The 26,092-nt window shown below is 39.9% G+C and carries 20 protein-coding genes; 13 read left to right on the forward strand and 7 right to left on the reverse strand.

Annotation, left to right across the window (positions count from 1 at the left end; genetic code table 11):
- Positions 1-144: 144 nt before the first annotated feature.
- The 4 genes from DQN48_RS00335 to DQN48_RS00350 all read left to right on the forward strand — a co-directional run bounded on the left by DQN48_RS00335 (position 145) and on the right by DQN48_RS00350 (position 8,118).
- On the forward strand, positions 145-3,951 hold the full coding sequence (locus tag DQN48_RS00335; protein WP_013022426.1) for a DUF7149 domain-containing protein: 3,807 nt from the start codon (positions 145-147) through the stop codon (positions 3,949-3,951).
- 392 nt (positions 3,952-4,343) lie between these two features.
- Complete coding sequence (locus DQN48_RS00340; protein WP_158303455.1) at positions 4,344-5,129, forward strand: protein kinase family protein; 786 nt, start codon at positions 4,344-4,346, stop codon at positions 5,127-5,129.
- 56 nt (positions 5,130-5,185) lie between these two features.
- Complete coding sequence (locus tag DQN48_RS00345; RefSeq protein WP_013022428.1) at positions 5,186-7,117, forward strand: pentapeptide repeat-containing protein; 1,932 nt, start codon at positions 5,186-5,188, stop codon at positions 7,115-7,117.
- 41 nt (positions 7,118-7,158) lie between these two features.
- Positions 7,159-8,118: an Abi family protein gene (locus DQN48_RS00350; RefSeq protein WP_013022429.1), complete on the forward strand. Its 960-nt coding sequence runs from the start codon at positions 7,159-7,161 to the stop codon at positions 8,116-8,118.
- 323 nt (positions 8,119-8,441) lie between these two features.
- Here DQN48_RS00350 and DQN48_RS00360 read toward each other — a convergent pair whose 3' ends face one another.
- A complete protein-coding gene (locus DQN48_RS00360; protein WP_013022431.1) occupies positions 8,442-9,068 on the reverse strand; it encodes a hypothetical protein in 627 nt (208 codons plus the stop codon).
- A 490-nt stretch (positions 9,069-9,558) separates the two neighbouring features.
- On the opposite strand from DQN48_RS00360, the gene plsY reads away from it, so the two are divergent.
- The 4 genes from plsY (at position 9,559) to DQN48_RS00385 (ending at position 16,206) form a co-directional block, all read left to right on the forward strand.
- The gene (plsY, locus tag DQN48_RS00365; protein ID WP_041913228.1) at positions 9,559-10,227 is read left to right on the forward strand and encodes a glycerol-3-phosphate 1-O-acyltransferase PlsY; all 669 of its coding nucleotides are present in this window, start codon (positions 9,559-9,561) and stop codon (positions 10,225-10,227) included.
- Positions 10,224-10,559 (forward strand): dihydroneopterin aldolase, encoded by a 336-nt coding sequence (locus DQN48_RS00370; protein ID WP_013022433.1) that lies wholly within the window; start codon positions 10,224-10,226, stop codon positions 10,557-10,559. The genes plsY and DQN48_RS00370 overlap by 4 nt, the downstream gene beginning before the upstream one ends.
- A gap of 664 nt (positions 10,560-11,223) precedes the next feature.
- Positions 11,224-13,389, forward strand: a complete 2,166-nt coding sequence (locus DQN48_RS00375) for a TonB-dependent receptor domain-containing protein (RefSeq protein WP_231902628.1) — start codon at positions 11,224-11,226, stop codon at positions 13,387-13,389.
- Between the two features lie 639 nt (positions 13,390-14,028).
- Positions 14,029-16,206, forward strand: coding sequence for a TonB-dependent receptor domain-containing protein (locus tag DQN48_RS00385; RefSeq protein WP_013022435.1), 2,178 nt, complete (start codon positions 14,029-14,031; stop codon positions 16,204-16,206).
- Positions 16,207-16,582: 376 nt separating this feature from the next.
- Here DQN48_RS00385 and feoB read toward each other — a convergent pair whose 3' ends face one another.
- The 3 genes from feoB to DQN48_RS00405 are packed head-to-tail and all read right to left on the reverse strand — an operon-like array spanning position 16,583 to position 20,364.
- Positions 16,583-18,742 carry a ferrous iron transport protein B gene (gene feoB / locus DQN48_RS00395; RefSeq protein WP_013022436.1) on the reverse strand — a complete coding sequence of 720 codons (2,160 nt, stop codon included), beginning with the start codon at positions 18,740-18,742 and terminating at the stop codon, positions 16,583-16,585.
- 49 nt (positions 18,743-18,791) lie between these two features.
- Positions 18,792-19,595, reverse strand: a complete 804-nt coding sequence (locus DQN48_RS00400) for a CvfB family protein (RefSeq protein WP_013022437.1) — start codon at positions 19,593-19,595, stop codon at positions 18,792-18,794.
- Positions 19,596-19,620: 25 nt separating this feature from the next.
- The gene (locus tag DQN48_RS00405) at positions 19,621-20,364 is read right to left on the reverse strand and encodes a DsbA family protein (protein ID WP_013022438.1); all 744 of its coding nucleotides are present in this window, start codon (positions 20,362-20,364) and stop codon (positions 19,621-19,623) included.
- A gap of 95 nt (positions 20,365-20,459) precedes the next feature.
- Here DQN48_RS00405 and DQN48_RS00410 point away from each other — a divergent pair, with 95 nt between their 5' ends.
- Both DQN48_RS00410 and kdsB read left to right on the forward strand, forming a co-directional pair.
- A complete protein-coding gene (locus DQN48_RS00410; protein ID WP_013022439.1) occupies positions 20,460-20,993 on the forward strand; it encodes a cytochrome b family protein in 534 nt (177 codons plus the stop codon).
- The gene (kdsB, locus tag DQN48_RS00415) at positions 20,990-21,706 is read left to right on the forward strand and encodes a 3-deoxy-manno-octulosonate cytidylyltransferase (protein WP_013022440.1); all 717 of its coding nucleotides are present in this window, start codon (positions 20,990-20,992) and stop codon (positions 21,704-21,706) included. The genes DQN48_RS00410 and kdsB overlap by 4 nt, the downstream gene beginning before the upstream one ends.
- Before the next feature lie 354 nt (positions 21,707-22,060).
- Here kdsB and DQN48_RS00420 read toward each other — a convergent pair whose 3' ends face one another.
- Both DQN48_RS00420 and purE read right to left on the reverse strand, forming a co-directional pair.
- Positions 22,061-22,531, reverse strand: a complete 471-nt coding sequence (locus tag DQN48_RS00420) for a methylated-DNA--[protein]-cysteine S-methyltransferase (protein ID WP_013022441.1) — start codon at positions 22,529-22,531, stop codon at positions 22,061-22,063.
- Complete coding sequence (gene purE / locus DQN48_RS00425) at positions 22,515-23,009, reverse strand: 5-(carboxyamino)imidazole ribonucleotide mutase (RefSeq protein WP_013022442.1); 495 nt, start codon at positions 23,007-23,009, stop codon at positions 22,515-22,517. Before purE ends, DQN48_RS00420 begins: the two co-directional genes overlap by 17 nt.
- 67 nt (positions 23,010-23,076) lie before the next feature.
- Between purE and DQN48_RS00430 the strand changes: the two genes are divergently transcribed.
- Positions 23,077-23,484, forward strand: a complete 408-nt coding sequence (locus tag DQN48_RS00430) for an META domain-containing protein (protein WP_013022443.1) — start codon at positions 23,077-23,079, stop codon at positions 23,482-23,484.
- Between the two features lie 26 nt (positions 23,485-23,510).
- Here the strand turns inward: DQN48_RS00430 and DQN48_RS00435 are convergent, their stop codons facing one another.
- Entirely contained in the window at positions 23,511-23,729 is a 219-nt protein-coding gene (locus DQN48_RS00435) for a hypothetical protein (RefSeq protein ID WP_013022444.1), read from the reverse strand.
- Positions 23,730-23,829: 100 nt separating this feature from the next.
- On the opposite strand from DQN48_RS00435, the gene DQN48_RS00440 reads away from it, so the two are divergent.
- Positions 23,830-25,146, forward strand: a complete 1,317-nt coding sequence (locus DQN48_RS00440; protein ID WP_013022445.1) for an O-antigen ligase family protein — start codon at positions 23,830-23,832, stop codon at positions 25,144-25,146.
- Positions 25,136-25,948, forward strand: coding sequence for a glycosyltransferase family 2 protein (locus DQN48_RS00445; RefSeq protein WP_013022446.1), 813 nt, complete (start codon positions 25,136-25,138; stop codon positions 25,946-25,948). Before DQN48_RS00440 ends, DQN48_RS00445 begins: the two co-directional genes overlap by 11 nt.
- Positions 25,949-26,092: the final 144 nt, after the last annotated feature.

Below are 26,092 nucleotides of genomic sequence, written 5' to 3' on the forward strand. Positions count from 1 at the left end.
CTTAGCAAAGGCACAGACTTAAGGTTGATTTCTTAGGATCTCCTAGCTTCAAGGCCTTGGAGGGGGGATGTTGGTTGTGTGGGGCTTTCAATACCCCATTGGTGGTATAATGGAATCTATTTTTCCTAGATTCAAGGGCATTTTATGATCACTTTTTCTCACATACCACTAGAGGATTTCCTCGCTCCTCACAATCCAAAAGCACCCCAAAAGCAAACCATAGAGGATTTTGAAAAAGAACTAAAAACCTTCCTAGAAAAGGCACAAACTAGAGAGGATGAAGAATACCAAAAAAATGAAATCAATAAATTCCTAAACAAAGTCTATGGATATGACTGCAATACCAAGGGGAATATTGATAGCGCAATCTATGTCGATAATGAAGCCCAGGTCTTAATTGAAGTCAAGGCGCTCAAAAATAAAGCAGAATTTCCCAAAGATAAAGAAAACCCCCTAAGCAAAGCCCTTTGTGAGGGGATTCTCTATTTTTTAAGAGAAAGAGAAAAACATAACAACAACTCCATCAGGCACATCATCCTCTGCAACCCTTGTGAATTCTATGTCTTTGATGCCAGGAGATTTCATGTCTTCCTCAAAGATGCAAAAATCAAAAAGCTCTATGAGAACTGCGAGCACAAAAATGGCACAGACTCCTCGACGCAGAAATTCTACGCAGACCTAGAAAAAACCCTGAAAGAAGACTTTAAAGGCGAGCTTGCCTTTACCTATTTCGCACTAAAAGATGATTTCACCACAGAGGGGCTCTCCCTCATCTACCAGCTTCTAAGCCCGGAGGTGCTTCTCAAAGCAAGAAAGACGCTGGACGCCAATACACTCAATCAAGGCTTTTATGAAGAGCTGCTCTATCTCTTGGGGCTAGAAGAGATTAGCGAGGGTGGCAAGATCCTCATCAAGCCTAGCAAAGTAGAAAACACCCTCTCAAATGCCATCACCAAGGCCTATGAGCTCAACGAGGAAGAGATCTTCACACTTCTCACCACTTGGAATAATCGCATTTTATTTCTTAGGCTTTTAGAATCCATGCTTTTAGGATTTAAGCATATTCATAAGCCATTTTTGGATGCCTCCATTATCAAAGACTTTGGCACCCTGCAAAATCTCTTTTTTGAAGTGCTGGCTAAAGAGCCTGATGCCCGCTCCCCCTCGCTCATCCCTGAATTTGCCGCCATCCCCTATCTCAATTCCAGCCTCTTTGATCGCATTTCTTTGGAGAGAGAGGGCAAGATGATCGGAGGGCTCTATCCTAGTGAGCTGGTTTTATTCCCCCAATCCATCCTCAAAAAAGACAAAAGATTAAAAGACACGCACTCCCTCCCCTGGCTTGCCTATCTCTTTGAGTTTTTGCATGCCTATGACTTCACCACCACAGCCAAAGACATCACAGAGGGAGTCAAACAAAACCATGACAGGCTTATCAACTCAGCCGTCCTAGGCCTAGTCTTTGAAAAGCTCAATGGCTACAAAGAAGGATCCTTCTATACCCCAAGCTTTATCACTAGCTATATGTGCAAAGAAGTCATCACACAAGCACTCCTTGATAAACTCAACTCTACTTATTCTTGGAAATGCAAAAACTTAAAGGAGCTTAGAGAGGAGATGGGAATCAAAGGATTTCGTGAGCATAAAGAAGAGTTTTTTCAAACTTTTCTCTCTCTAAAGATCTGTGATCCTGCTGTGGGAAGTGGGCATTTCCTAGTCTCAGCACTCAATGAGATGATACAAATCGCCTACACACTCAAACTCATTCCCGCGCTCTATGAATCCACCCTAGAGCTAGAAAATGATGAAATCCTTATCAAAACTAACAATGAGCTCCATCAATACACCAAACCCAGCTCTCCTATCCAAAAATCTCATCAAATCCAAGTCGAACTCTTTACTCTCAAAAAACAAATCATTGAAAACTGCCTCTTTGGTGTGGATATCAATCCCAACTCCTGTGAGATCACAAAGCTAAGGCTCTGGATAGAACTGCTCAAATATAGCCACTATCTCTTTGATGCAGAGGGAAAAAACACAGGCACACTAGAAACCCTGCCCAATATTGACATCAATATCAAATGCGGGAATTCTCTCATCTCTTATTTCCCTCTAGATTCCAAACTTTCCATAGGCCAGACTCTAAGCTTTTCCAAAAATCTCAAAACCCAAATCCAAAGCTACAAAGATTCTGTAATGCTTTATAAAGAAGGCCTAGGAGAAAAGAATAAAATCCTGCAAGATATCACAAATATCCAATCCCTCCTCATCTCCTATCTCATCGAGCAAAAGCCTGAAAAACTTGAGCTTTTAAAAATGCTAGAGAGCTTTGTGGAGGATTATGGCGACTCTAGCTTTGATATAAGCAGTGACTTTGGCATGGAGATGCTAAGGCTTATAAGAAGCAAAAATTTTAGATTTACCCCTACACTCACAAGCCTAGAGCCAGCCCCCATAGATTCAAGGGCAGAGAAACTACTAGCTAGAATCAAAGAATGCTATGAAGTACTAGAGAATCTTAAAACTTCCCATGCCTTTGAGTGGCGCTTTGCATTCCCTGAAGTGCTAGATGAGGAGGGGAATTTCCTAGGCTTTGATGCTGTGATTGGCAACCCGCCGTATATCCGAATCCAGGGGCTAGATAGAGCCATCTCAAATCAATACAAAAAGATTTTTTCCTCTGCAAGTCAAAACTATGATATCTATGTGCTTTTTGTAGAAAAATGCCTAAAGATCCTCTCTCCCAATGCACAAATTGCTTTTATCATGCCTCACAAGTGGCTCAACTCCAGTTTTGGAGCAGGGCTAAGGGAGCTCACAAAGGACAAAATTAGCAAAATCATTTCTTTTGGACATTATCAAATCTTTGAAGCCTCTACCTACACAGCCCTGCAGTGGTTTAAGCAAGAGAGTGATGAAGTACTCTATGCACAAGCCCCTCAAGAAATCGCCACAAGTGAAGAAATGAGCAAATTTCTCACCTCTCTTACTCCAAGTGATTTTCTCTCATTTCCTACCGCATCCCTTGCTCAATCAGCTTGGTATTTTGGAGGGGATGCCCAGCAAAGCATCTTCTCCAAAATCACACTCCACACTCCGCTTAAAGAGATTTTTTCAAAAATATTCCAAGGGATTGCTACAAGCAAAGATAGCGTTTATTTTCTCTATGATTGTCAAGAAGGAGAGAGCATGACAAAAGGGTTTTCCAAAGAGCTAGGAGAAGTTGTGGAGATAGAAAATGATTTGCTCAAGCCCTTGCTTAAGGGAGATAGCTTTCATCGCTATGATAAGCTAGATTCTGATTTAAGAGTGATTTTTCCCTATTTTAAAGAAGTAGATTCTAAAGGCAAAGAAAAAATGAGCTTATATAGCGAACTAGATTTGCAAACACATTTCCCCAAAGGTTATGCCTATCTAAAGCAATGCGAACAAGTTTTGCGAGCAAGAGAAAATGGGAGATTTGATGTAGATAAATGGTATCAGTTTGGGAGAGCACAAGGGATAAGTGCAGGAAGTGTAGAAAAACTGCTTTGCCCTGATATTTGCGACAAAATGCAATTCACTTGGGATAGACAAGGGAAATTTTATTCTACAACAACAGTCTATGGCTACATCAAAAATGAAAAATTTGAACATCTGGATTCTAGATTTTTACTTGCTGTTCTCAATTCAAAGTTGACTTGGTGGCATCTCTCTCAGGTGAGCTCTGTAATGCGCGGGGGTTTTTATAGGAGCCTGCCCATCTATATGCAAGATTTTTGTATCCCCAATCTCGCGCCCAAAGAGCAAGAACCTTTTATCACTCTAGCAGATAAAATCCTAAAACTCAAAGCCAAAGATTCCACCACCAACACAAGCGCCTTAGAATCTGAAATCGATTCCCTAGTCTATACCCTCTACAACCTCACAGAGGAAGAAATTAAGATCATAGAGGGAGAAGTGCAAAGATGACGGATGATAAAATCAAACATTTGGTTTCCATGTTTTTGGATCGCTATGAAGAATTTGGGGAGGGGAATTTAATCTTTAGATTTCTTTATGACAATATTTCCAATAAAGATATACAGAGACTTTTTTCAATACTGCATTATGAGCTGAATGCAAGTTTTGATACGTTGAATTCAAGACTTCCGACACAAGAAAATGTGGAGCATTTTTGGGCGGAGAAAAGTAGGGAGCTTTTGGCGTTGATAGATGGGATATGCAATATTCAAAAAGATTTGAGCGAAACAAAATTTTCATTTGACATTCTCCCAGAATATCAAAAAACCATCGATTTATGCCAGAGTTTTTTGAAGCCAAGTGGTGGCAGCACCATTCCTCCTAACACGAGCAAGGTGCCAGTGATCCGTGCAAAACCAGTTTTTATACTTAAAGATAGTATTCTCCAAACCTCATCTCCTGAAAGATATCCTAGGACTCCAATAGGAGAGGGTTCTTATGCCCATGTGTATAAATTCAAAGATACTTTTTATGGCAAGTGTTTTGCACAAAAAAGGGCAAAAAAGGATTTAAGCGAGGAAGAAAAACAAAGATTTCATAAAGAATATGAAATTATGAAAGAACTAAAAAGCCCATTTATCTTGGAAGTTTTTTGCTTTGATGAGGAAGATCAAAGCTATATTATGGAATATATTGGAAGCACATTGAAAAGCTATATAGATAAGAACAATAACAAAATTTCAGATGAAAAAAGAATTGTCCTTGGACGACAGATTCTAAAGGGGTTTGCATATACATTAAAGAAGGGAATATTTCACCGAGATATTGCACCGACAAATATTTTGGTAAAGGAATACGAAGATACTTTGATGATAAAAATATCTGATTTTGGCTTGGTCAAGCTTCCTGGAGGTCTCAATACAAAATCTGATACGGAAATAAAGGGAAGTTTCAATGATCTCTCTGATCTTTCTAGGTTTGGCTTTAAAAAATACGAAATGCATCACGAACTGTATGCCATAGCAAAAGTTTTGTATTTTGTCGCAACGGGGAAAACTGTGCCAGATCCTCACCTAAAATGCAAGTTTCTTGAAAAAGGCACAAATCCAAATACCCAAGAAAGATATCAAGACATCAAAGATTTGGAAAAAGATTTTTTGGATTTTATGAAAAACAAGAGGGAATGAAGGCTTTATTCTGCTTGTTTGATCTGCCCATATCAGATTATTGAAGGGAGAGAGTAATGGATAGAAAAAAATGGTTTTTGTCGGAAAAAACTAGCAATCTAGCAAGATGCAATGTTTGCAAAGTTTATTCTTATGATAAGAAAGGGGTTATGATTTGCGGTGAGATGATAGAGGGGGAGGGTTTATTGGAGTTAAATTTTGATAGTCAAGATTTGGAGATTGAAAAATTTGTTTTTGAAAAGATTTATATTGTTGAATTACAAGTTGATGATATTTTAAAAGTTTGTATTGATATTGATAAAAGTTTAGAGGAATTTCCGGATAAAATAAAAACAACGAAATTTACCAAAAAACTTAAATCTGTAATAGAACCATGTGAAGAAATTTCAAAAAAGTTATTACCTTCTTTAACTAAGTTGCAAAATTTAGAAAAACAAATGGGATTGGGAAAAGAACTCCTAGATATGTCAAATCGCCTGGATAATCTAAGCGCTAATTACAAGAAGTATCTTCAGCCTCAAAAAAAATTACCTTATCTATTTTGCTTTGAAAAATGTATACTAGAAAATATTGATTTTTCCGACGAAATTGCACACAAACTTGAATTTAAGGGTAATACTTTTTTGGGGCATTGCAAAATATTCAATAAAACATTCTTGGAAAAAGTTATATTTTTGGACAATATATTTGAGCAACTTTTTTTGATTGATAAGAGCAGTTTTAAAAAAGACCTATCTTTCAAAGCTTGCAAGATCACAAAGGATCAAAGTTTAACTTTTTCATATTCTCATTTTGAGGGAGAGGTTTTTGTTCTTGGAAATCAACTTGAACAATTGAAAATAGAAAGTTCATCATTTGATAAAAATGTGTATTTTGGACTTGATTCTTCAATAAATCCAGAAGAGGGGTTTGGGTATTCAAAGTTCAATCAAAGCTTTATTTTAAAGCATGCTACTTTTGTAAAAAAAGCCTATTTTGAAAGATGTAATTTTCGATTTTGTGTAATTGATGGTTGTAAATTTCAAGATGATACTTTTTTTGATTATTCTAGCTTTGATGAAATAACAATTTTAAAAACTTTTTTTGATCAGAGGACAAGCTTTTATTACGCAACATTCCAACAACCTCCACTTTTTACAAATTGTGTTTTTAAGCATTTAACAATGACTGGTTCAAAGTTAGGATTAAATAGCTCAGAGTTTATTGAGAAGGTACGTAGCAGTGCAATAAGCTTATGTACGCTGCATAATGACAATGGATCAGAAACTATTTCAAGACCTAATAATACGAAAGAGATTGATGATTTTATCAAAGATTATAGAGATGGCTTTTGTGCTGTTAAAAATGGGTTTATCAAAAATAACAACACTCTTGATGCTTCAAACTATCATAGAGTAGAGCTTTATTGCAAAGAGATCGAGCTTGATTTTCAAAAGCCCAAAATATTTTCTAGGGATTGGATCGAAAAATACCAGCTTTTTTTCTATCGCCACACCTCCGATCATCACACCGATTTGCTGCGGATCTGGAACTCGCTGATGTGCTTGGTTTTTCTCTTTGGTGGGTTGAGTTTTGGGGCTATGGTGGGGGTTGCATATTATTTTGATAATCATTTTTCAATATGGAATCTCTCCAAGCTCCCATCCCTGTTTATTTTTTATGATTCACATATTCGGATTTTGATTCATGATCACCCCTATTATCTCTTTGGCATAAACCTTGGTTCTGTCTTGATATTTTTACTCTTGTTTTTGGGTTTGACTTGCAAATGGAGCCGGTGGATTTATATCCCTTTGGGTTATCTATTTGCCGTTGGGATATTTGCCATCTCTCCCAAACTCCTGTTTCCAGCAATAGGATTTTTTGCAGAAAAAAGGGAGATTTTAGATCTCCTCTCTATCATTGGCGGGGTTTATACGCTGCTTTTTGGCTTGCTTCTCTACTCTCTCATCAAAACTGCGCGGAAAAATTCTATCATCCCAAGCTAAAAAAACCTCGATAAAATTGTGCAAAATTTTGGAGCATAGCAATGAATAAGACAGGTCAAGTAAGTAAGCCAAAATTCTCCATTTGTGAACAAATTAGCAGACTTGAGGAGAAAGGGGTGGCATTTTCTCTGTGTTCCAAGCAAGAAGCAGAAGCGTATCTGAAGCAAAACAATTATGTTTTTCGAATTAAGTCTTACGCAAAAAATTATGAAAAATCCTCAAGGGGAAGATATAGTAATCTTGATTTTGCTTACCTTATCGAGTTTGCCACCATTGATTTGCATTTTAGACGCTTGGTTTTATCTTGGAGTTTGGATGCCGAGCATCATTTAAAAATGACTTTATTGCGACATTTCAACAACAATGCAAGCGAGGATGGATATAGTATTGTGGAGGATTTTTTAAGCAAAACTCCCAGAGTCCAAAATGAAATCCTCCACAAGAGTCAGTCAAGCTCTTTTATCCGAAATCTCTTGGAAAAATACAACGACAATCTTTCTTTGTGGAATCTGTTGGAAGTTTTGGATTTTGGGAGTTTTATGGAGTTTTTTCAGTTTTATTTTTCAAAATATTCTCAAGACAAAAAAACCAAAGAAATTTATTCATTAGCTTTTAGTGCGAGAGTCTTGCGCAATGCTTCAGCACATAATAATTGCATGCTCAACACACTTAGAATTCCCTATAACAAAAACTTTAAGCCAAGTAGTTATATAAATGGGAGGGTTTCAAAAATACAGATTGTGTCTCAAGCTACTAGAAAAAAGTTGTGTACATCGCCAATTATGCATGATTTTCTCGGGCTTTTGTTTTTGCTAGATGAGGTATGCCACTCTAGAACTCTTAAGAGGGCAAGAATGAAGGATTTGTTATCATTTCTCAAAAGGTGCAAAAAACACAAAGAGTATTTTATAAGAGAGAACTTTTTCACCTCTCGTTTTGCTGCTTTGGCAAAAATCGCAATATTTATGATGAAAAAGTCAAGAAAATTTATGCATTTTTGATACAATGCTGCCCGAGACCAAAAACTTCGGTTTAGCGGGGAGAGAGGCCAAGGCTTCTCTCCCTTTTTTTATGTACGAATTTTTTCCGCCTTATTTCCTAAAATATATTTGGGTCTGTTTTGCTCCTTGCTTTCAGGATTTTACACAACTAGGCATGATTTTTTCGCGCACCGTAACCCTTCAAAAAGAAGATTTTCTCGCCTAGAATCAGCAGAGCTAAAAATCAACGAAGCTAAAGAGGTGGCAGCCAAGCCAGTAAAACAAAACCAACGATTCACAGATGAAGTGTTGTGGCTTTCTCCTATGAAAGCCACAACAGGGGATTAGAATGTGTAGTTGACATTGAAGAAGAGATTAAGGAGGCCTGAGCCTTTGTATTCGCGAGTCACTATTGTGCCAGCAGCTGGGCTAGTGACACTTTTATAATGATAGGGAGAGCCAAAATTATATTTTGCACCAAATTGTAGCATCCATCTACCCTCAGATCCCAAAGATTTGAAAATACCAATTTGTGCAAAGGGTGCATTGCTCTTGCTGTTGGGATAGGATTTGCTGCCTTTGGCAAAATCATGGATCCCAAAGTCATATCCACCGCCTAAGAAAAGGCCTGCTGCATCAGGCTTGTCGCTAAAGGATAGGAGATAATCAATCCCTGCCCCTATTTTCATAGAGGCCTTAGAATCATAAAATGCAGAATTGTAGCTGAGGGTAAATTTGAAAGCATTGTAATTATTGATTGCCAAAATGTAACCAACTCTGGCTCCAAAAGTGGGACTGAAGAAAGAGGTGGCTTTGTAGCCTGGGATTCCTTCAATCCTTGCTTTTGCGATGCCTGTATCTAATCCTATATTTACCCCGATGTCTCCACCGACGAATATCCCCGATGGAATCGCCTCTGCGCTGCTTGCAAACACTAGGGGTAAAATAAGTTTCTTTGTTATTTTGTTCATTTTTGTTCCTTGTTAAGTAGAATTATAACGTGCTCGATTGTACCAATCATTATTAATATTTTCTCAACCATAGGCATAAATTCACAAAAACTTTGCGGAATTTTCCAAAATTTATACATTTTCATACATTGAAGGGGAAATATTTTATACACTCTCTATGGTCCTAATTAGTGGCGATGGAGATGGCTGTCATATCAAGGGGAGGGGCAGATAATCCTTGCAGGTTGGAGGGATGTGAGATTGCGTTATTTCTGTTTGCTTGGGTTGAATTTTGGTTTATTAATCATTGAAAAAAAACTTTTTGATAAAATCGGGGTGTTTTTGTTGATTTGGAAGTGGAGTTCTTCAATGATGGATCAAAATCCTAGCCAATGGGAATGAAGGCTCCCAACCGTGGAAGATAAGGAGGATTGGGGAATGAGGATTGAGGGGGAATGAAGAAGGATTCCCAATTGCTGGAGAAAATAAAATTTACAAATTAGGAAGTGCAATGGTTGATGATTTGATGTATGCAATTACAAATATCAATGTGATTTTTTATATTGTCGCATACCTTTTTGGAGGAATTCCCTTTGGATATGTATTTGCAAAGCTGTTTTATCGCATCGATATTACACAAGTGGGCTCAGGGAGTGTCGGAGCCACAAATGTCTATCGCGCACTCAAGGAAGTGGATGAGAAAAATGCCAAGAAGTTCTCCATTCTCACGATTATCCTTGATGCAAGCAAGGGATTTATTGTCGTGCTGCTCGCCAAGATTTTTGGCTTAGATTATTCTGTGCAGTACATGATCGCATTGCTGGCGGTTTTGGGGCATTGCTATAGTCCTTATTTGAATTTTCACGGAGGCAAGGGCGTGGCCACCGCGATTGGCTCAGTAATCTTGCTGATTCCTGTTGAGAGCATACTTGGGCTTGTGGTTTGGGGTTTGGTGGGGAAAGTTTTGAAGATTTCTTCTCTAAGCTCCTTGCTTGGCGTGCTAAGTGGCATCGCGCTCACCTTTATTGTGCCCTATGTTTTGCCCCTGCCCCAAGGTATCAACATCACTGCCCAGATCCATTCCCATGTCCCTGTGGTGCTCATTGGCGTGCTCATCCTCTATACCCATTACCCCAATCTCAAGCGTCTTTTTAGGGGCGAGGAGAAAAAAGTCTTATGAGATTCCAGATCCTTTTGGAGGATTTGGAGATTTGTGCCATCATCGGCATCTTAGAAAAAGAGCGCCAAATCCCACAAAAAATCCTGCTTCATGGCGAGTTTGAGTATGAGGGGAAGGAGGGGGAGTATCTAGATTATGTTTTGCTTAGAGATTTTATTGTCGCGCATATCAAAGAGTCGCGTTATTTGCTTTTAGAATATGCGCTAAGAGATCTCGCCACAGCGATCAAATCCCGCTTCCCCGCACTTCTCTCCTGTGCGCTCAGCATCAAAAAACCTGATATCCTGCAAGATTGCGTTATAGGGTTGCGGGGATTTTTTAAATTTTCTTGATTTTTGACACGCGCTTTTTTGCCTGTTTTTTTTGATTTTTTGGAGTGTTTTTTAATTTTTTGCATCAAGTCCTCTAGTGCTTTATTAGAGTCATTTTTTTTTGATATTTTCATTTTTGTCGCAATTTTCAAGCCACATTTTTAATTTTCTGACACATCCCTCCCTCCTGGCTCGCATTTTTATTCATTTTTTACTAAAAACGATTCTGCCATCATTGATATTTTTTTTGATGAATTTCTTATTCTCATGTATTTTAATTTTTTGAACACAATTTATTAATTTTTAGAATATTTTCTTAAAAATCTAATTTTTAAATTTTTGACCATATTTATTAATTAAAATACATATTTATGACTTTTTACATTGTTATTTTTTTTATTTTTGGTCATATTTTTTCTAAAATTATATTTTTTGGTAATTTTATTTAAAAATTAAATTTATTTAATTGTATTTTTTCTCATTTTTAGACCATGCTTTTCTAAATAAATTTTCCATAAATTGTATTTTTTCTCATTTATGGGTTTGTAGTGTTTCGTTTTGTGTCATACTTGATGAAATATTATGTGATTTATTGTGATTTAATAGTACTTTATGTTATTTATTCACCATTACTTCAATTTATATAAGGATGTTGACAATGACCAAAAAAAATTTTTATTTTTTAGTGTTCTTTTTGGGTTTAGTCTGTGCACAAGAAGCGCAGGAGACCAAAAAAGAGACAAAACAACAAACAAAAAAGGAGGCAAAAAATGAGGAGACTCCAGAAGAAAAACAGTTAAATACGATTTTAGCATCTTCAGAGAGGGAGTTTTCTTTTACGAATAAAACCATGGTTTCTGGCCAGGATTTCATGGAGCGTCAGGTAAACAATCTCACACAAATGTTTGAAAAAGAATCCTCAATTAGCGTCGGTGGTGGGGGAACTAGGGGGCAGAAGGTCTATATCCGAGGGATGGAAGATCGCTTGCTGCGTGTGCGAATTGATGGCGCTGCACAAAATGGTAATGCCTTCCATCATCAAGGAAACTTGCTCATCGATGCCACGATGATCAAAAATATCGAGCTTATCAAGGGTGCGGCAAATGCCTCTGTGGGGCCTGGAGCGCTGGCAGGAAGCATGACTGTTACGACCAAAAGCGCGCTAGATTTTCTAAATCCAGGCCAAAAGGTCGGATTTCGTGTTGAGACCTCAGCGTATACCAACTACGGTGTGAAAGAATCTGCGGCCATCTATGGAAGCGATCGCAAATATTTTGACATGCTCGCACTTTATAACTTTTTGGACATTTTCTATTATCGCAATGGTAAGCATACTTTTACCAATCTTTTTGATCCTACCCCAGATGACAAGGTGCTAGGCTCACCCTCAATGCAAAATAATGGTCTTATCAAGGCAAATGTGTATTTTACAAGCAGGGATAAATTCACCTTTTCTTATAGCATCATTCACGATCAAGCTGTGCGCCCTCTGCGCTCTAACGTCACTCGCATCGATCCTAATCTCAACAATGGCGTGGATTTTGCCCTCATTTTGTTCCGCCACAGAAATATGGCAAACAACTTCTCTGGTGTCTTTGAGCATAAGGGGACGGATAGATTTTCCAAGCCCAATATCAAATTCAATGCTTATGGAAACTTGCGCAATGTGCGCCTGACTGTTTTCTCCATCAATGATCCAAGCGTAAGACAAAAAGACGAAGAGGGGACCACTCCGCGCGACCTTGTACTGAATAACGCGGGTGCAGATTTTGAGGTCAAGCATGCCCTTGGCAATCAAAAGAAAAATGCTCTAGAGTATGGGATTAATTATCAGAATTTTGCCACTGCAGATCGATTTGTGGTGCCTACTGCGACGCAAAGAGGGAGGGAGAATGCCAACATCATTGGTGGCTATGTGCAAGCAAATTACTATGTTCTCAAAAATCTAAGCATTGGAGCAGGGACGCGCTATGACCTTTATTTCTACTATGATCAAAACTATCAACACCACCTTACCCAAGGCTTCTCACCCTCTGCAGTGATCCTCTGGAATCCAGTGGAAAGCATGGATGTGAAGGTTTCTTATTCTTATGTGACACGCGGAGCCATTCCTGCAGATACGCTTTTGCTCGGAGATCGGACGCATTTCATCGCCAAAAATCTCAAGGCAGAAAAGGGGCAAAATGTAGAGCTTGATATTGATTATCACCATGAGTATTTTGCACTTCGAGGTGCGGCCTTTTATCAAAATATCAAGGATTTTATCAATAGCTATGGGATTGGGCATGGCTATATTTTGGCAGATGGTGAAAGCTTTGAATATTCCATCAAGGACAATCTGAAATATCCCGTAAATATCTTTGGATTTGAAGCGGGGTTGGATTTCTTCTATGAAAATTTTTTGGCGAGTTTTTCCTTTTCTCGTAGTTTCCCCAAAGTAAGAGGACATTTGATTAATGATACCTATGAGCTTGGAGCTGCGGTGGGCAATACCTATGTCTTGAAGTTTGCATATGATTTCAAAAGAGTGGGCTTGAATATTTCATGGCTTAGTAGATTTGTGCAGCGCTTGAAATACACTGGATATGACATCTATAATGATGAATTTTCACAAGTGGATAAGCCAGGCTATATGGTCCATAATATTTACTTCACCTACATACCTCCGCGCCATAAGAACTTCACCCTTTATTTTGCGATCGAAAATCTTTTCAATGCCTACTACATCAGCCAATCCTCTCCCTACAAGGTATCAGCAGATGCTAAGGCATCTGAGAGTATCAATGCAGTGCGCAGAGCTCTTGCTGAGCCAGGTTTGAATGCCAAACTTGCCTTGGTTTATAAGTTTTGATGGGTTTTTGTTGCCTACTTTGATGTATTTGGAGTAGCAGGGCTATGGGGAGGTTTTAGGAAAATCTTTGCAGAGATTTTGGAGGAGATTTGAAATGAGGTGCTGTGATTTGGTTCCTTATTTTTGGTAAGTTTTTGGATTTTTGAGGATATTGGTTTTTGGTAGGCCTTGGAGGAGGAGGGTGAATTTTTTGGAGGGATGCAAGTCAGGGCAGCTTTGGGTTTAAGGTTTTTTAGCGGGGATTTTGCAGAGATTTTTTAGTGAAGCTTTGAGCTGGTATTCATCAAAATGCACAGCCCAGTTAAAATCAAAGCTCTTTGGCTTTTTTCTGCTTTCTAAAATCAAAACACTTAAACCTACCTCCCCTCCTTTCACTATCAAATCAAAAAACCCTCTTAGCTACAAAGCATAACCCCCGCTAACCTTAGGCTTAACTCCTTGCCAATCCAATTCCATGAATCATGATTGCTAAAATCAAACCCTCATCATCTCGCCACAAAAATCCACCCCCTAGAATTTTGGTTATTTTTTTGAATGTTAAGATTTGACCATCCATAAATATAAAATAGGAATAAAAATCATAATTTTTTTTGGTGTGTGTTATAATCGTGATCACTCTACTACAACAGGATGAGAATCATGAGAAAAAAAATTTATTTTAGTGCGCTCTTTTTGAGTATGATTTTGGCACAAGAGGGCCAAGAGGTGAAGCAAGAGACCAAAAAGCAGAGTCAAGAAACCTCAGAAGAAAAAGCCCCAGAAGAAAGGATGATAGAAACGATACTTTCGACCTCAGAGAGGGAGTTTTCTTTTACGAATAAAACCATGATTTCAGGTCAGGATTTCTTAGATCGTCAGGTCAATAATGTCACACAAATGTTTTCTAAAGAGTCTTCTATAGAAGTGGGAGGGGGCGGCAATATGGCTCAAAAGCTCTATATCCGAGGGATGGAAGATCGCTTGCTGCGTGTGCGAATTGATGGCGCTGCACAAAATGGTAATGCCTTTCACCATCAGGGAAACTTGCTCATTGACCCCACAATGATTAAAAGTGTGGAAATCATCAAGGGTGCGGCAAATGCCTCTGTGGGGCCTGGAGCGCTGGCAGGAAGTGTGAGCATCACCACAAAAAGCGCGTTAGATCTACTTGCAAAGGGGCAAAAATTTGGCTTTCGTATTGAGAGTGGAGCCTATAGTAATTTTGGGATTAAGGAATCTCTAGCGCTTTATGGAAGCGATCGCAAATATTTTGACATGCTCGCACTTTATAACTTTGTAGATATTTTTTATTATCGTGACGCTAAGCATGTTTTTACAAATCTTTTTAATCCCGCGCCACAAGACAAGGTGCTAGGCTCACCCTCAATGCAAAATAATTTCTTATTCAAAAGCAATGTATTTTTTAATGCCAAAGATAAGCTCACGCTTTCTTATAGTCTTGTGCATGATGATGCGGTGCGCCCCTTCCGCGCAAACATTACTCGCCCAGATCCAGCACTCAATGATGGCGTGGATTTTGCGCTGATTTTATTTCGTCATAAAAATATCGGAAATAACTTTTCTGGTGTTTATGAACATAAGGGAAGTGAGAGATTTGCTAGACCCAATGTGAAGGTCAATACCTATGGATATATACGAAATGTACATCTCACCCCCTATGCCATTTCTGCAAATAGCGCCAAGGATGAGGAGGGAAGCATCCCGCGTGATATCTTTCTGAATAATTTTGGAATGGACTTTGAGGTCAAACATGCCCTTGGCAATCAAAAGAAAAATGCTCTAGAGTATGGGATTAATTATCAAAATCTCTCTACAGTAGATCGGTATTTTGTCCCCACTGCGACGCAGAGAGGAAAGGAGAGTGCGCATATCATTGGGGGCTATGTACAGGCAAATTATTATTTGCTCAAAAATCTAAGCATCGGAGCGGGGACACGCTATGACTTTTATTTCTACTATGATCAAAACTATCAACACCACCTTACCCAAGGCTTCTCACCCTCTGCAGTAATCCTCTGGAATCCAGTGGAAAGCATGGATGTGAAGCTTTCTTATTCTTATGTGACGCGCGGGGTGCTGCCCACAGATGCGCTCTTGCTAGCAGATTATCATCATTTTATTGCCAAAAATCTCAAGGCAGAAAAGGGACAAAATATCGAATTGGATCTCGAGTATAATCATGACTTTTTCACACTTCGAGGTGCTGCCTTTTATCAAAATATCAGAGATTTTATCAATAGCTATGGCATCGGGCGGGGGTATGTGTTTAATGGAGAGCAATTTGATAACACCATTAAGGACAATCTGAAATATCTAGTAAATATCTATGGATTTGAAGCCGGAGCGGATTTTTTTTACAAAAATTTCTTGGCGAGTTTTTCTTTTTCTCGCAGCTTTCCTATGGTTAGAGGTCATCTGATTGCTGATACCTATGAGCTTGGCGCATCCGTGGGCAATACCTATGTAGTCAAGGTTGCCTATGATTTCAAGGAGAGTGGGGTGAATGTTTCTTTGGTGGGTAGATTTGTGCAGCGCTTGAAATACAATGGATATGACATCTATAATCATGAATTTGCAAACATCGATAAGCCAGGCTATCAGGTTTATAATTTTTATATCAACTACACCCATCCGCGTTACAAAAACTGCACCCTCTATTTTGCGATTGAAAATCTTCTCAACGAATATTATATTAGCCAGGCATCACCCTTCAAGGTAGAGGCAGATGGCAGCGCGATTGAAAATATCAATCAGGTGCGCAAGGCATTGCCAGAGCCAGGACTCAATGCGAAGCTTTCGGTAGTGTATAAATTTTGATAGGAATTTTTGGCAGGCTTTGAAGTTAATTTTTTGGGGAGGTGGGCTTGAGCTTAGTTTTTGTGCATTTGAGCGATATTTTTGAGTTGGTTAGAAGTTTAGGGGCAAAAATTAGAAGTTTGGAAGCAAAAAAAGGAGGGTTGGTTGATTTTGTGATGCGCGGAGTTTGGATGGGGCTTACTAGTGGTGTTTGTGTGGGGAGGCTTTTGGCAGACTTGGCGCGCTTTTGCTAGGCATCTGGGGGCATGCTTGGATGTGAGGGTTTTTGCCAAAATTTGAGATTAGTCTTTCCGCAAAAAATAATCAAAAAATCTTTGGCCAAATTTGGCCGCTAGAGTTTTAGGCCAAAGACTTGGCCCAAAACTCTAAACATCTATCACAAGAAATGCAAAATAGAAGTTGTGACATAAAAACCCAAAAAGGCAAAAACATAGGCCACGATGCTCGTGAAGATAAATAATTGCAGCACACTTTTGATTCCATTTGTTTCTCTGCCAAAGGTGATGGTAGCAGCAAAGCAGGGAATATAAAAAATGATAAAAATAATAAAAGCGATCGCGGTGGGAAGCGAGATGGACTCCTTGATTGCGCTTTGCAAGTCTTGAGAGCTCTCATCTTGGGAATCTCCCAGTGCATAGAGCACGCCAAGGGTGGAGACCACCACCTCCTTTGCAGCAAATCCTGTCATCAAAGAAACAGATAAGCGCCAATCAAAATCCATAGGCGCAAATAAGGGCTCCATAAAGGTGCCAATCTTCCCTGAATAGCTTTGCTTTAGGGATAATTCCTGATATTCATTCTCCAAGGAGAGAATTTTTTCTTCTTTTGCTTTTTCTTCCATCTGGCTTTCTTGGACTTGAGCAATTTTTGCTGCATGAAGCTTCTCTGCTCCCTTGTTTTTGGGATACTGGGAGGCAAACCAAATGAGGATGGCACCAAACAAAATAAAGCTTCCTGCTTTTTTTAGATACATCAAACATTTGGTATAGATGCTAAACCAAATGATTCTATAGCTTGGGAAGCGGTATTTTGGCATCTCCATGACAAAGGGCTCGTCCTTCCCACGAAATACGCTGAGTTTGAGGAGCTTTGCCATGAATACTGCTATGATCGCACCAAAAATATAGATGCAAAATAATGCGAGTCCTGCATAGTTTTTGGGGAAAAATGCTCCTATGAATAACACATAGATGGGTAGTCTGGCGCTGCAGCTCATAAAGCCAATGATAAAGAGCGTAATGAGGCGTTCATTTTTGTTTTGGAGTGTGCGCGTGGCCATGTAAGCGGGCACACTGCAGCCAAACCCCGTGACAAGGGGAATGAAGCTTTTGCCATGTAGGCCAAATCGGTGAAAAATCCCATCGAGCAAAAATGCTACACGCGCCATGTATCCTGTCCCCTCTAGCAGGGAAATCCCAAGATACAAAATCATAATCAATGGCAAAAAGGAGATGACCGCGCCAACGCCTCCCAAGATCCCATTGCCAATTAATGAGGCAATCTCTGGATTGTCAATGAGTTTTTTGCTAAGCTCTCCTAGCGCATCCATCCCTTTTTGCAAATAATCTTGCAAAAATCCCCCGATAAAAAATGTCAGCTCAAAGAGCACGAACATGAAAAACAAAAAGATGGGAATGCCAAAGAATTTATGCAAAAACAAATCATCAATTTTTCTTGTTTTTAAAAGCCCTGCAGACCTTTGCTTGACGCATTCTTGTGCCACCCCTCTAGCAAAAGAGAGGGAATCAAAAACCAGCATGCTTTTTGCATTGGACTCATTGGTGGCTTTTTGCAAATCTCGCAATATGGGCTGCAAAAAAGAATTGAGCTCAGCATAGCAGGGGCAATCCTGTAAAAATTGATAAATCTTGGGATCTTTGGAGAGGAGTAGGAAGGCGATATTTTTGATTGCGAAATTGGGATTATGCGTCTGTACGAAGGTTTTTATTTCTTCATAATTGCGTGTTTGCAAAAAATTAGCAATTTTATCCAGCGCCTCTTGGATGGGTGCGCTATAGATGCGCTTTGCTGGATGAAATGGTTGGGCGTGGGTTTTTAGAATCAAATCCAAAAGCTGGGTTTGATTATCCTTTTGGGTGGCAGAGGTGGTGATGCAGGGCACCCCAAGAAGAATGGATAATAACTCTTCATTAATTGTGATATTTTCTTTTTTTGCTTCATCATACATGTTTAGTGCAATGATGGTTTTTCTTTGGAGCTCTAGGATTTGTGTGCTTAGCGTGAGATTGCGTTCCAAGTTTGTGGAATCTAGAACATTCAAAATGAGATCATAATGTTGATTTTCTAGAAAGTCTTTTGTCACTTTTTCTTCCATCGTAAAATCTTCTAGCGCATAGATTCCAGGCAGATCAATGATCTCAAAAAGAGTATTTTCATAGATGAGAGAGGTCTCTGCTTTTTCGATCGTCACCCCAGTAAAATTCCCCACCTTCAAATGTGCCCCGCTGAGATAGTTGATTAATGAGGTTTTTCCTACATTGGGTTGACCGACAAGAACAATGGTGATTTTTTGCATGGAGAGCCTTTGTGGATTTTTTTGGAATTATATCAGATAATAATCATTCTTATTTTAATTTGTAGATTTTTTGATTTTCCAGCTTGATGATTTTCTGTTTGATGAGGGCGGTGAGAGTTTTTTTGAAAAGTTTTTTGCTCATGCCAAAGGTCTCTTGAATGCTTTTGGGACAGGAGTCATAATGAAAGTTTAAAACCTTTTTCTCATCTAGGATCTTTTTGAAATTTTCAATCCCATTGCTTGAGCAAAGCCTGAGATCAAGTCTGCCATCTGTGCGGATTTTTTGGATCTGTACCTCTATGGGCGAGAAAAGTGGGAGAGGAGAAAAAAGGCTGCTATGATAGAGTAATCCATAATAGCGCTCCTCCACCACACAGCCAATGCCTAGCGGAGTGCGCTCAAAGGGAAGCGCAGAGAGTCTGTTGTATGGCTTGCATTTGTGGGGATAGGCTTTGAGTCGCTCCTTTATTCCGAGTTTTGCAATGAGTCGGCCCGTGCGATCCAGAGTGACAAAAACACAAACCCTCTGCCCCACATGAAAACGCTTAGGGTTTTTGGTAGGCATGAAAATGTCTTTATCCAGCCCAATATCCAAAAAGCAGCCAAAATCCTCTATAGAAGCGATCTCTAAAACCGCGATTTGGTCTCTTGTGGCATAGGGGATTTGTGTGGTAGCCACCATCCTGTCTTCAGAATCCGTGCTTACAAATACTCGGATTTTCTGCCCGAGCTTATGTTCTTCTTGGAGGAATTTGTTGGGAAGCAGGACTTCAGAACTCTCTTCATCGCAGAGATAGGCCCCATTGCTGCTAAATCGGGAAATCTGCAATTCCTGAAAGAATCCTATCTCCATGGTTGTTTATTGTATGGTTTGGTGGTTATTGCTTTGTGTACTCATAGATGAATGGCACACCCTTGATGAGCGCAGAATCTGCCACTTTCTTGGTGATGTTTTCTACCTTTTTGACCGCCTTGCTGTCTGCACTTGAGGGTCTGTAGGCGATGGAGTAGACTTGCTGGAAAAGCGCAATTTTATCCTTGGTGCTTTTTGCATCTTTTACTTTTGCTAGGATGGTTGCTGCTTTTTTGATGGATTCCTGTCCAAGATATGCCACCATCACCATATAGACATTGCTGTCTTTTAGGCGTTTGTCGATGTTTCGCAATTCCTCCTGACAGTGTGGGCACATCGGATCAGAGACGATGTAGGTGACTTTTTTATTGTTTTTTGTGGTGGAATCTAGCTTGATGACATAATCCTCAGGAATGGATTCAAAAAGCTTATTGAGCGCAGCGGAGTTCACCTGCTTGTCATTATCGCTTTGGATTTTGCCAAGCAGTTCTTCCACAAATTTGGAATCCTCATCATTCTTGCTAAAAAACACATTTGTCAGTACAAACAGCAAGTTCCCATCCTTATTGGTGATAACAGGGATTTGGTTTTTTGTGGCTTCATCTTTGAGAATAGCGATTTTTAGATGGTTATCCCCTTTGAGATCATAAACCTTGGCGATGGAAATATCTTGTTTGGTTTTTTCTTTGATGAGGTCTTTGAGATTCTCCTGCGTGCCTGCCCATAGAAACAAAGTAGAAAGTAAAAAAATAAACGAGATTTTTTTCATGCGAGTCCTTTAGCTTTGAAGTCATAAAATCTTGGTGGAACCCTTAACAAAATGCAATAAAATGGAGACGAGAAAATCTATAGGAAAATTGTAAATTGAAGTACAATAGGGCATTGTTTCATCTTGTGCTATTATCCCCGCTTGCTTTTGTGGGTTATTACATCGCCCATCACAGTGAATTTTATAAGCCCATACTGCATTTCCTAGGCGATGTGGCAGTGGTCTTGTTAGTTGGTGTGATAATTTTAGGCATGATTACCAAAATTAAGAATAAATATCAAAAATTCTTAGCCATTCTTGGGCAATATGTACTTTTTTATGCGAGTTTGCACCTGGCTATCTATCTGGTTAGCGAGATCTTTTGGCAGGATTTTTTTGTTGAGGTGAGTAAGCGCTCCTATCTTTTATTGGGATTTATTGCGTTTTTATTGATTGCTTGGTTGGATTTTCTCTCCTTTTTTTCCAAAAAAATTTTTCACCGTTATGCGGGATTGTCCTATGTCGCGGGACTGCTAGCAGGTATGCATTTTCTGCTGGGGCAGAAGATTCCTTCTTGGTTTTCTTATGCAATTTTTGCTATATTTCTGGCTCTGATTTGCTACAAACTCACAAAAAAGGACAAAAAATGATTCTCATCCCTGCGCGATTGAAATCTACAAGATTCCCACAAAAGATGCTAGCAAATCTAGGAGGCCTACCTCTCATTGTGCGCACTGCAAAAAATGCTGCTAGATTTGATGATGTGGTGGTGGCTTGCGATGATTGGGAGGTTTTGGGGATTTGTGAGCGCCATGGCGTGCGTGCGATTCTGACAAGCGAGCATCACGCCTCGGGCACAGATCGTTGTGCAGAGGCATGCAGGACGCTTGGCGTGAGCTCTGGTGAGATGATTTTGAATGTACAGGGCGATGAGCCATTTTTGGAAGAAGAGCTTATAAGGACCTTGCAAAACATCACGCGAGAAAGTCCCTTCATGGCCAGCCTTGCCAAAAAGATAGCCAAGGAAGATGCCAAGGATCCCAATCTTGTCAAAGTAGTGCTGGATTCCCAAAAAAGAGCCGTGGTTTTTTCGCGTTCCCTTATCCCCTATGATCGAGATGGGGGCGATGAGGTTGAGTATCTGGGACATCTGGGGGTGTATGGATTTTTTGGCTGGAGTTTGCAGGAGTTTTGCGCATTGCAAAAAAGTGCATGGGAAGACATCGAAAAGCTCGAGCAACTTCGAGCCATCTATCATCAAAAGCCTATCATGATGGAGATTGTTGAGACTGATAGCATTGGCATTGATACGCAAGAAGATCTGCAAAAAGCTCAAAAAATACTAGAAGAGATGCAGGCCTAATTGTGATTCCTCGCGCCAAATATTTTGTTCGTGTAGGAATACATAAGCGCGCGCAGTGAACGTACGCAGGGGGTGCGTGCGAGGTTTGAGAAACATTTTTAAAAAATTAAGTTTTATGAAAATAAAGACCTATCAAAAAACTTCAAAAAAACCCCATCGAAATAAAAAACAGTTTTTAGCATTTTTTGCTCCCAGCTTAAATTTTGTAAAAATTCCCAATGTTGGCAATTTTTACTCCACTTAAAAAATGGGACTTCTGTGAGAATGCCACATTTTATGGCATCATGAAAAAGCTACCAAAAAACTCACCAGCACAAATCCTTGCAAGAGCTTTCAAAAATGGATTTTTAAAAATTATTGGGATTCAAGTTTGAGTAAAAAATTCTTGATGCCAAGCTCTAGAGCAAAACCTCCCATATGTGTGCTAGCCACCACGCGATGGCAGGGGATAAAAATAGGCAGGGAATTTTTCCCGCAAGCACTCCCTGTGGCTCGATAAGCACGAGGATGAGCAATGGATTCTGCTAGTTGTTTATAGCTACGAGTTTGGCCATAGGGGATTTTTGCGATTGCTTCCCATACGCGATTTTGAAAGGGAGTTCCCCTTTGGAATAGTGGTAGGCAAAAAGTTTTTCTCTTTTTTTGAAAATATTCATCAAGCTGTTTGCTTGCTTCTTGTAAAAGTGGAGTGTGAGATAAAAGCCCAAGAGGAGAGGTATCCAATGCAATAATCCTGTCGTTTTGTGAGCAAAGATAAAAATCTCCAAATGGTGTTTTATAGGGCAAAAAATAAATAGGGTCTTGCATTTCAAAGAAATACTTCAATTTCTCTGCTATCTGCTTCTAGCTTAGCGAGTTTTTTTTCTCGATCTTCTTTTAATTTTTGTGTGAGAATGGGATTGTTAAGGGAGAGAATTTGTGCGGCAAGATAGCCAGCATTCATCGCGCCTGCTTTTCCAATAGCCAGAGTTCCTACAGGTATGCCACTTGGCATTTGTACCGTGCTAAGCAATGCATCAAGTCCATCTATCGCACCGCCAGGCAAGGGGACTCCGATCACAGGTCTGATGGTCATGCCTGCGATTGCTCCTGCTAAATGGGCTGCCATACCTGCTGCAGCGATGAAGACCTTGGCTCCCTTTGCCTCGGCTTTTTGGATGTATGTCCTTGTCCGCTCAGGACTTCTGTGTGCTGAGGAGATGAGCATCTCATAAGGAATGCCAAAGCCCTCCAACACAGCGATGCATTCGCTCATGATCTTGTAGTCGCTTTTGCTTCCCATAATGATGCTGACAAAATCCATGCTTTTCCTTAAGAATTGAATATTTTCTGGTATTGTACCAAAAGAGAATCTAGTAAAAAGGAAATCCATGAGAATCGCTCTTTGGCTGCTGGCTATGTTGGGGATTTTGCAGGCCACGAGCGTATCACAGGCATTGGTGGATAATAAATTTTTGGGGAAGTGGCAGATCGTGGCTGTGGATGTGGATGGGAGCCGTGTGTATGTGCCCTATACGGATTCATTTGTAGAATTTCAATCTGGCCAATATATTGGTTTTGTAGGATGCAATAATTTTTTTGGCAAATATGCCATTATGGAGCAGCGGCATTTGGTGTTGGTGATGGGAGGGGCTACAAAAGAAATGTGCGGGCCTGTGGTGGGGCGCTTTGAAACAACGTTTTTGCGTTATTTTTATGGGGATTTTTTGTTAAAATTCACACAGGGATTTTTAATCTTGAAAAGCGACCGCATGCAAGTTTGGCTGATACGTTACTAGCATTGGGGTGGCGATGTGTTTTTGGATCACTTGCAAATCTCTGTGAGGTTTGCAGGATTGTTTGAGAGTTCTCCAAAGTTTTCTCTCCGCAGGGGTTTGGATTGTGCGAGGATGAAGGGGTTTGCAGGCACATTTTTGATGCGATGGCGCTTTTTGTCCTCTTGTATTTGGAGTTGGTTGATAATTTTTGTCAGCTTGGTAAATCTTTGGTTTTGGCTAGATTTGTAGCCAAAAAATGACAGCAATTTGTGGCCCCTGGATTTGGAAGCGATGCAGGGGGTTTTGAGGATGGAGATTTTTTAGGGCAATAGAGCTGGGGTACAGAAATATTACATGGGGCTTGAAATGTTGAGGCAAGAGAGAAATACATTTGAGATTTTTATAAGTGTGGGCATAGCGCTTACTTTTTTGTTGAGCTTTGATCGCATTGGTCCGCTTATTGGCTGCGTTTTTTTGCTGCTAGTGCTGATTGTTTCAGGCTTTTTCCAAAAAAACAATCCCGCCCCAAGCAATGCTGCCTTGGGAAAAAATGAAAAGATCTATCTTTTTGCATTGATAGGATTTTTTGCTAGTGCCCTGCTTAGCTTTGCGCTGGGTGCCAAATGGATTTTGGAGAGTCAAAAATTTTCCTTCATTGATTTAGACCAACCTTCAAAATACCTCCTGTTAGCTTATCTCACGTGGCTTTTTTGGAAAAAAGACTTTAGGATTAGTGCGAATTTCCTTTTTGTCTTATTTGTCTGCTCGGGATATCTCAATGGCCTAATTGGATTATATCAGCGCCTAGGCCTCCATGTCCATCGTGTGAGTGGGACTTCTCGCTTCAGGGGTCTTGGGGGTGGGGGCATTATTGAATTTGGTGATGCAAGTGGGATTTTGACTCTATTTTTGCTAGTGATTTTTCTTTTTGCTAGGAGTAAAAAGGAGCAGGCATTTGTGTTTGGAAGTATTGTTTTTTCTTATGCGGCATGTTTCATGACTGGCACAAGGGGCAGTATTTTGAGTGTTTTGTTTGGTGCATTGCTTGTGGTGTTGCTGGTGAAATTTTATCAACCCATGTATTTTAAACGTGTGATGGCGGGATGTTTGGCTTTGGTGATCGCGGTGGGTATGGTGAGTGTGCTAAGTCCAAAAGAAGGGGCACAGCGTCTAAAGCTTGTAAATACAGACTTGAAGGCCTATAAAGAAGGGGATGTGGACACTAGCATTGGCTTGCGCTTTGAGATGTGGAAGGAAGCGCTTGCGATGTGGGAGTTGGCGCCAGTTTTTGGCCTCAGTAGCACAGAGGCTAGTGCGAGATGGAGGGAAATCATGCAAAAAAGCCAGAGTCGTATCGATCGCAAGGAATGGGATTACAAGGGAAAAAAACACAATCAATTCCTCAATGCATTGGGCAAGCGCGGGATCGTGGGGCTTTTGACCATTCTTTTTGTGTGGTATAGCATCGCTCGCCTCTTCTCTCCTTATCTGCGCGAGAAAAATCCCATGATTGCTTGCGCTACACTTTGTGCGCTTAGCATGCTTTGTTTTAGTATTATTCCTAATTCCTTTATCGGAGAGATCTGGGAATCCAATGTCAGTATTTTTTTGCTCTGCATGGGAGTTGCACTGTGGTGGAAGGTCATCCAACAAGAGAGAGTAAAGGGGGGTTATGTATCCTAAAACAAGTGTGATTGTCACCACCTACAACCAAAAAGAAAGGCTGGCTTTGGTGCTGGATTCTTTATTGTGCCAGAGTGTGCAGCCATCGGAGATTTTGATAGCAGATGATGGCAGCAGAGAGGATACACGTGCGCTCATAGAGCAATACATCGCTAGTGCATCAACAAAGATTTTGCATGTTTGGCAGGAGGATATGGGATTTCGACTCTCTGAAATCCGCAACAAAGCTCTGCAGCAAGCAAGTGGGGAGTATGTCATTTTTCTAGATGGAGATATGATTGTGCATAGGGATTTTGTGAGAGATCACATCACTTTTGCGCGGCAGAATGTATTGTTGCAGGGGATTCGGGTACTTTTGGATGAAGAAAAAACCCAGGCAATCTTGAAAAAAAAAGACTTTTCCCTAGCCTTCCAGACTTTTGCGCTCAAGGCTTTTAGGATTTTGTTTCTCGCACATCAGATCTACCAAAAAAAACACTACAACAAATCTCATTTAAATCTCACAAAATTCCTGCCTATTCGGGGTTGTAATATGAGTTTTTTTAAAAAAGACGCAGAAAAAATCAATGGTTTCAATGAGGATTTTAGAGGTTGGGGAAGGGAAGATAGCGAATTTGTAGCGCGATTTTTGTATGCGGGTGGCGAGGTGCGGTATTTGAAATTTGCAGGCATCGCCTACCATCTCTATCACCAAGAAAACTCGCGCGATATGCTGGCGCAAAATCATGCAATTTATGAGGATTGCATCAAGAATGGCCACACCACTTGTGCAAATGGTCTCAAAAAAACTAATCTATTTTAGATTTTATGCAAGGTTTTTAGGGCTGACATTTTTTGATTTTAGTGCAGTTTTTTTCTGATTGAAGTTTTTAGCATTTTTGGGTTATGGTGAAGGTTTGTATTTTTGCTCTGGGTGGCCTGTGTCATGATGATTTTTTGATTTTGC

The sequence above is a fragment of the Helicobacter mustelae genome, assembly GCF_900476215.1.
Classification (GTDB): Bacteria; Campylobacterota; Campylobacteria; order Campylobacterales; family Helicobacteraceae; genus Helicobacter_H; species Helicobacter_H mustelae.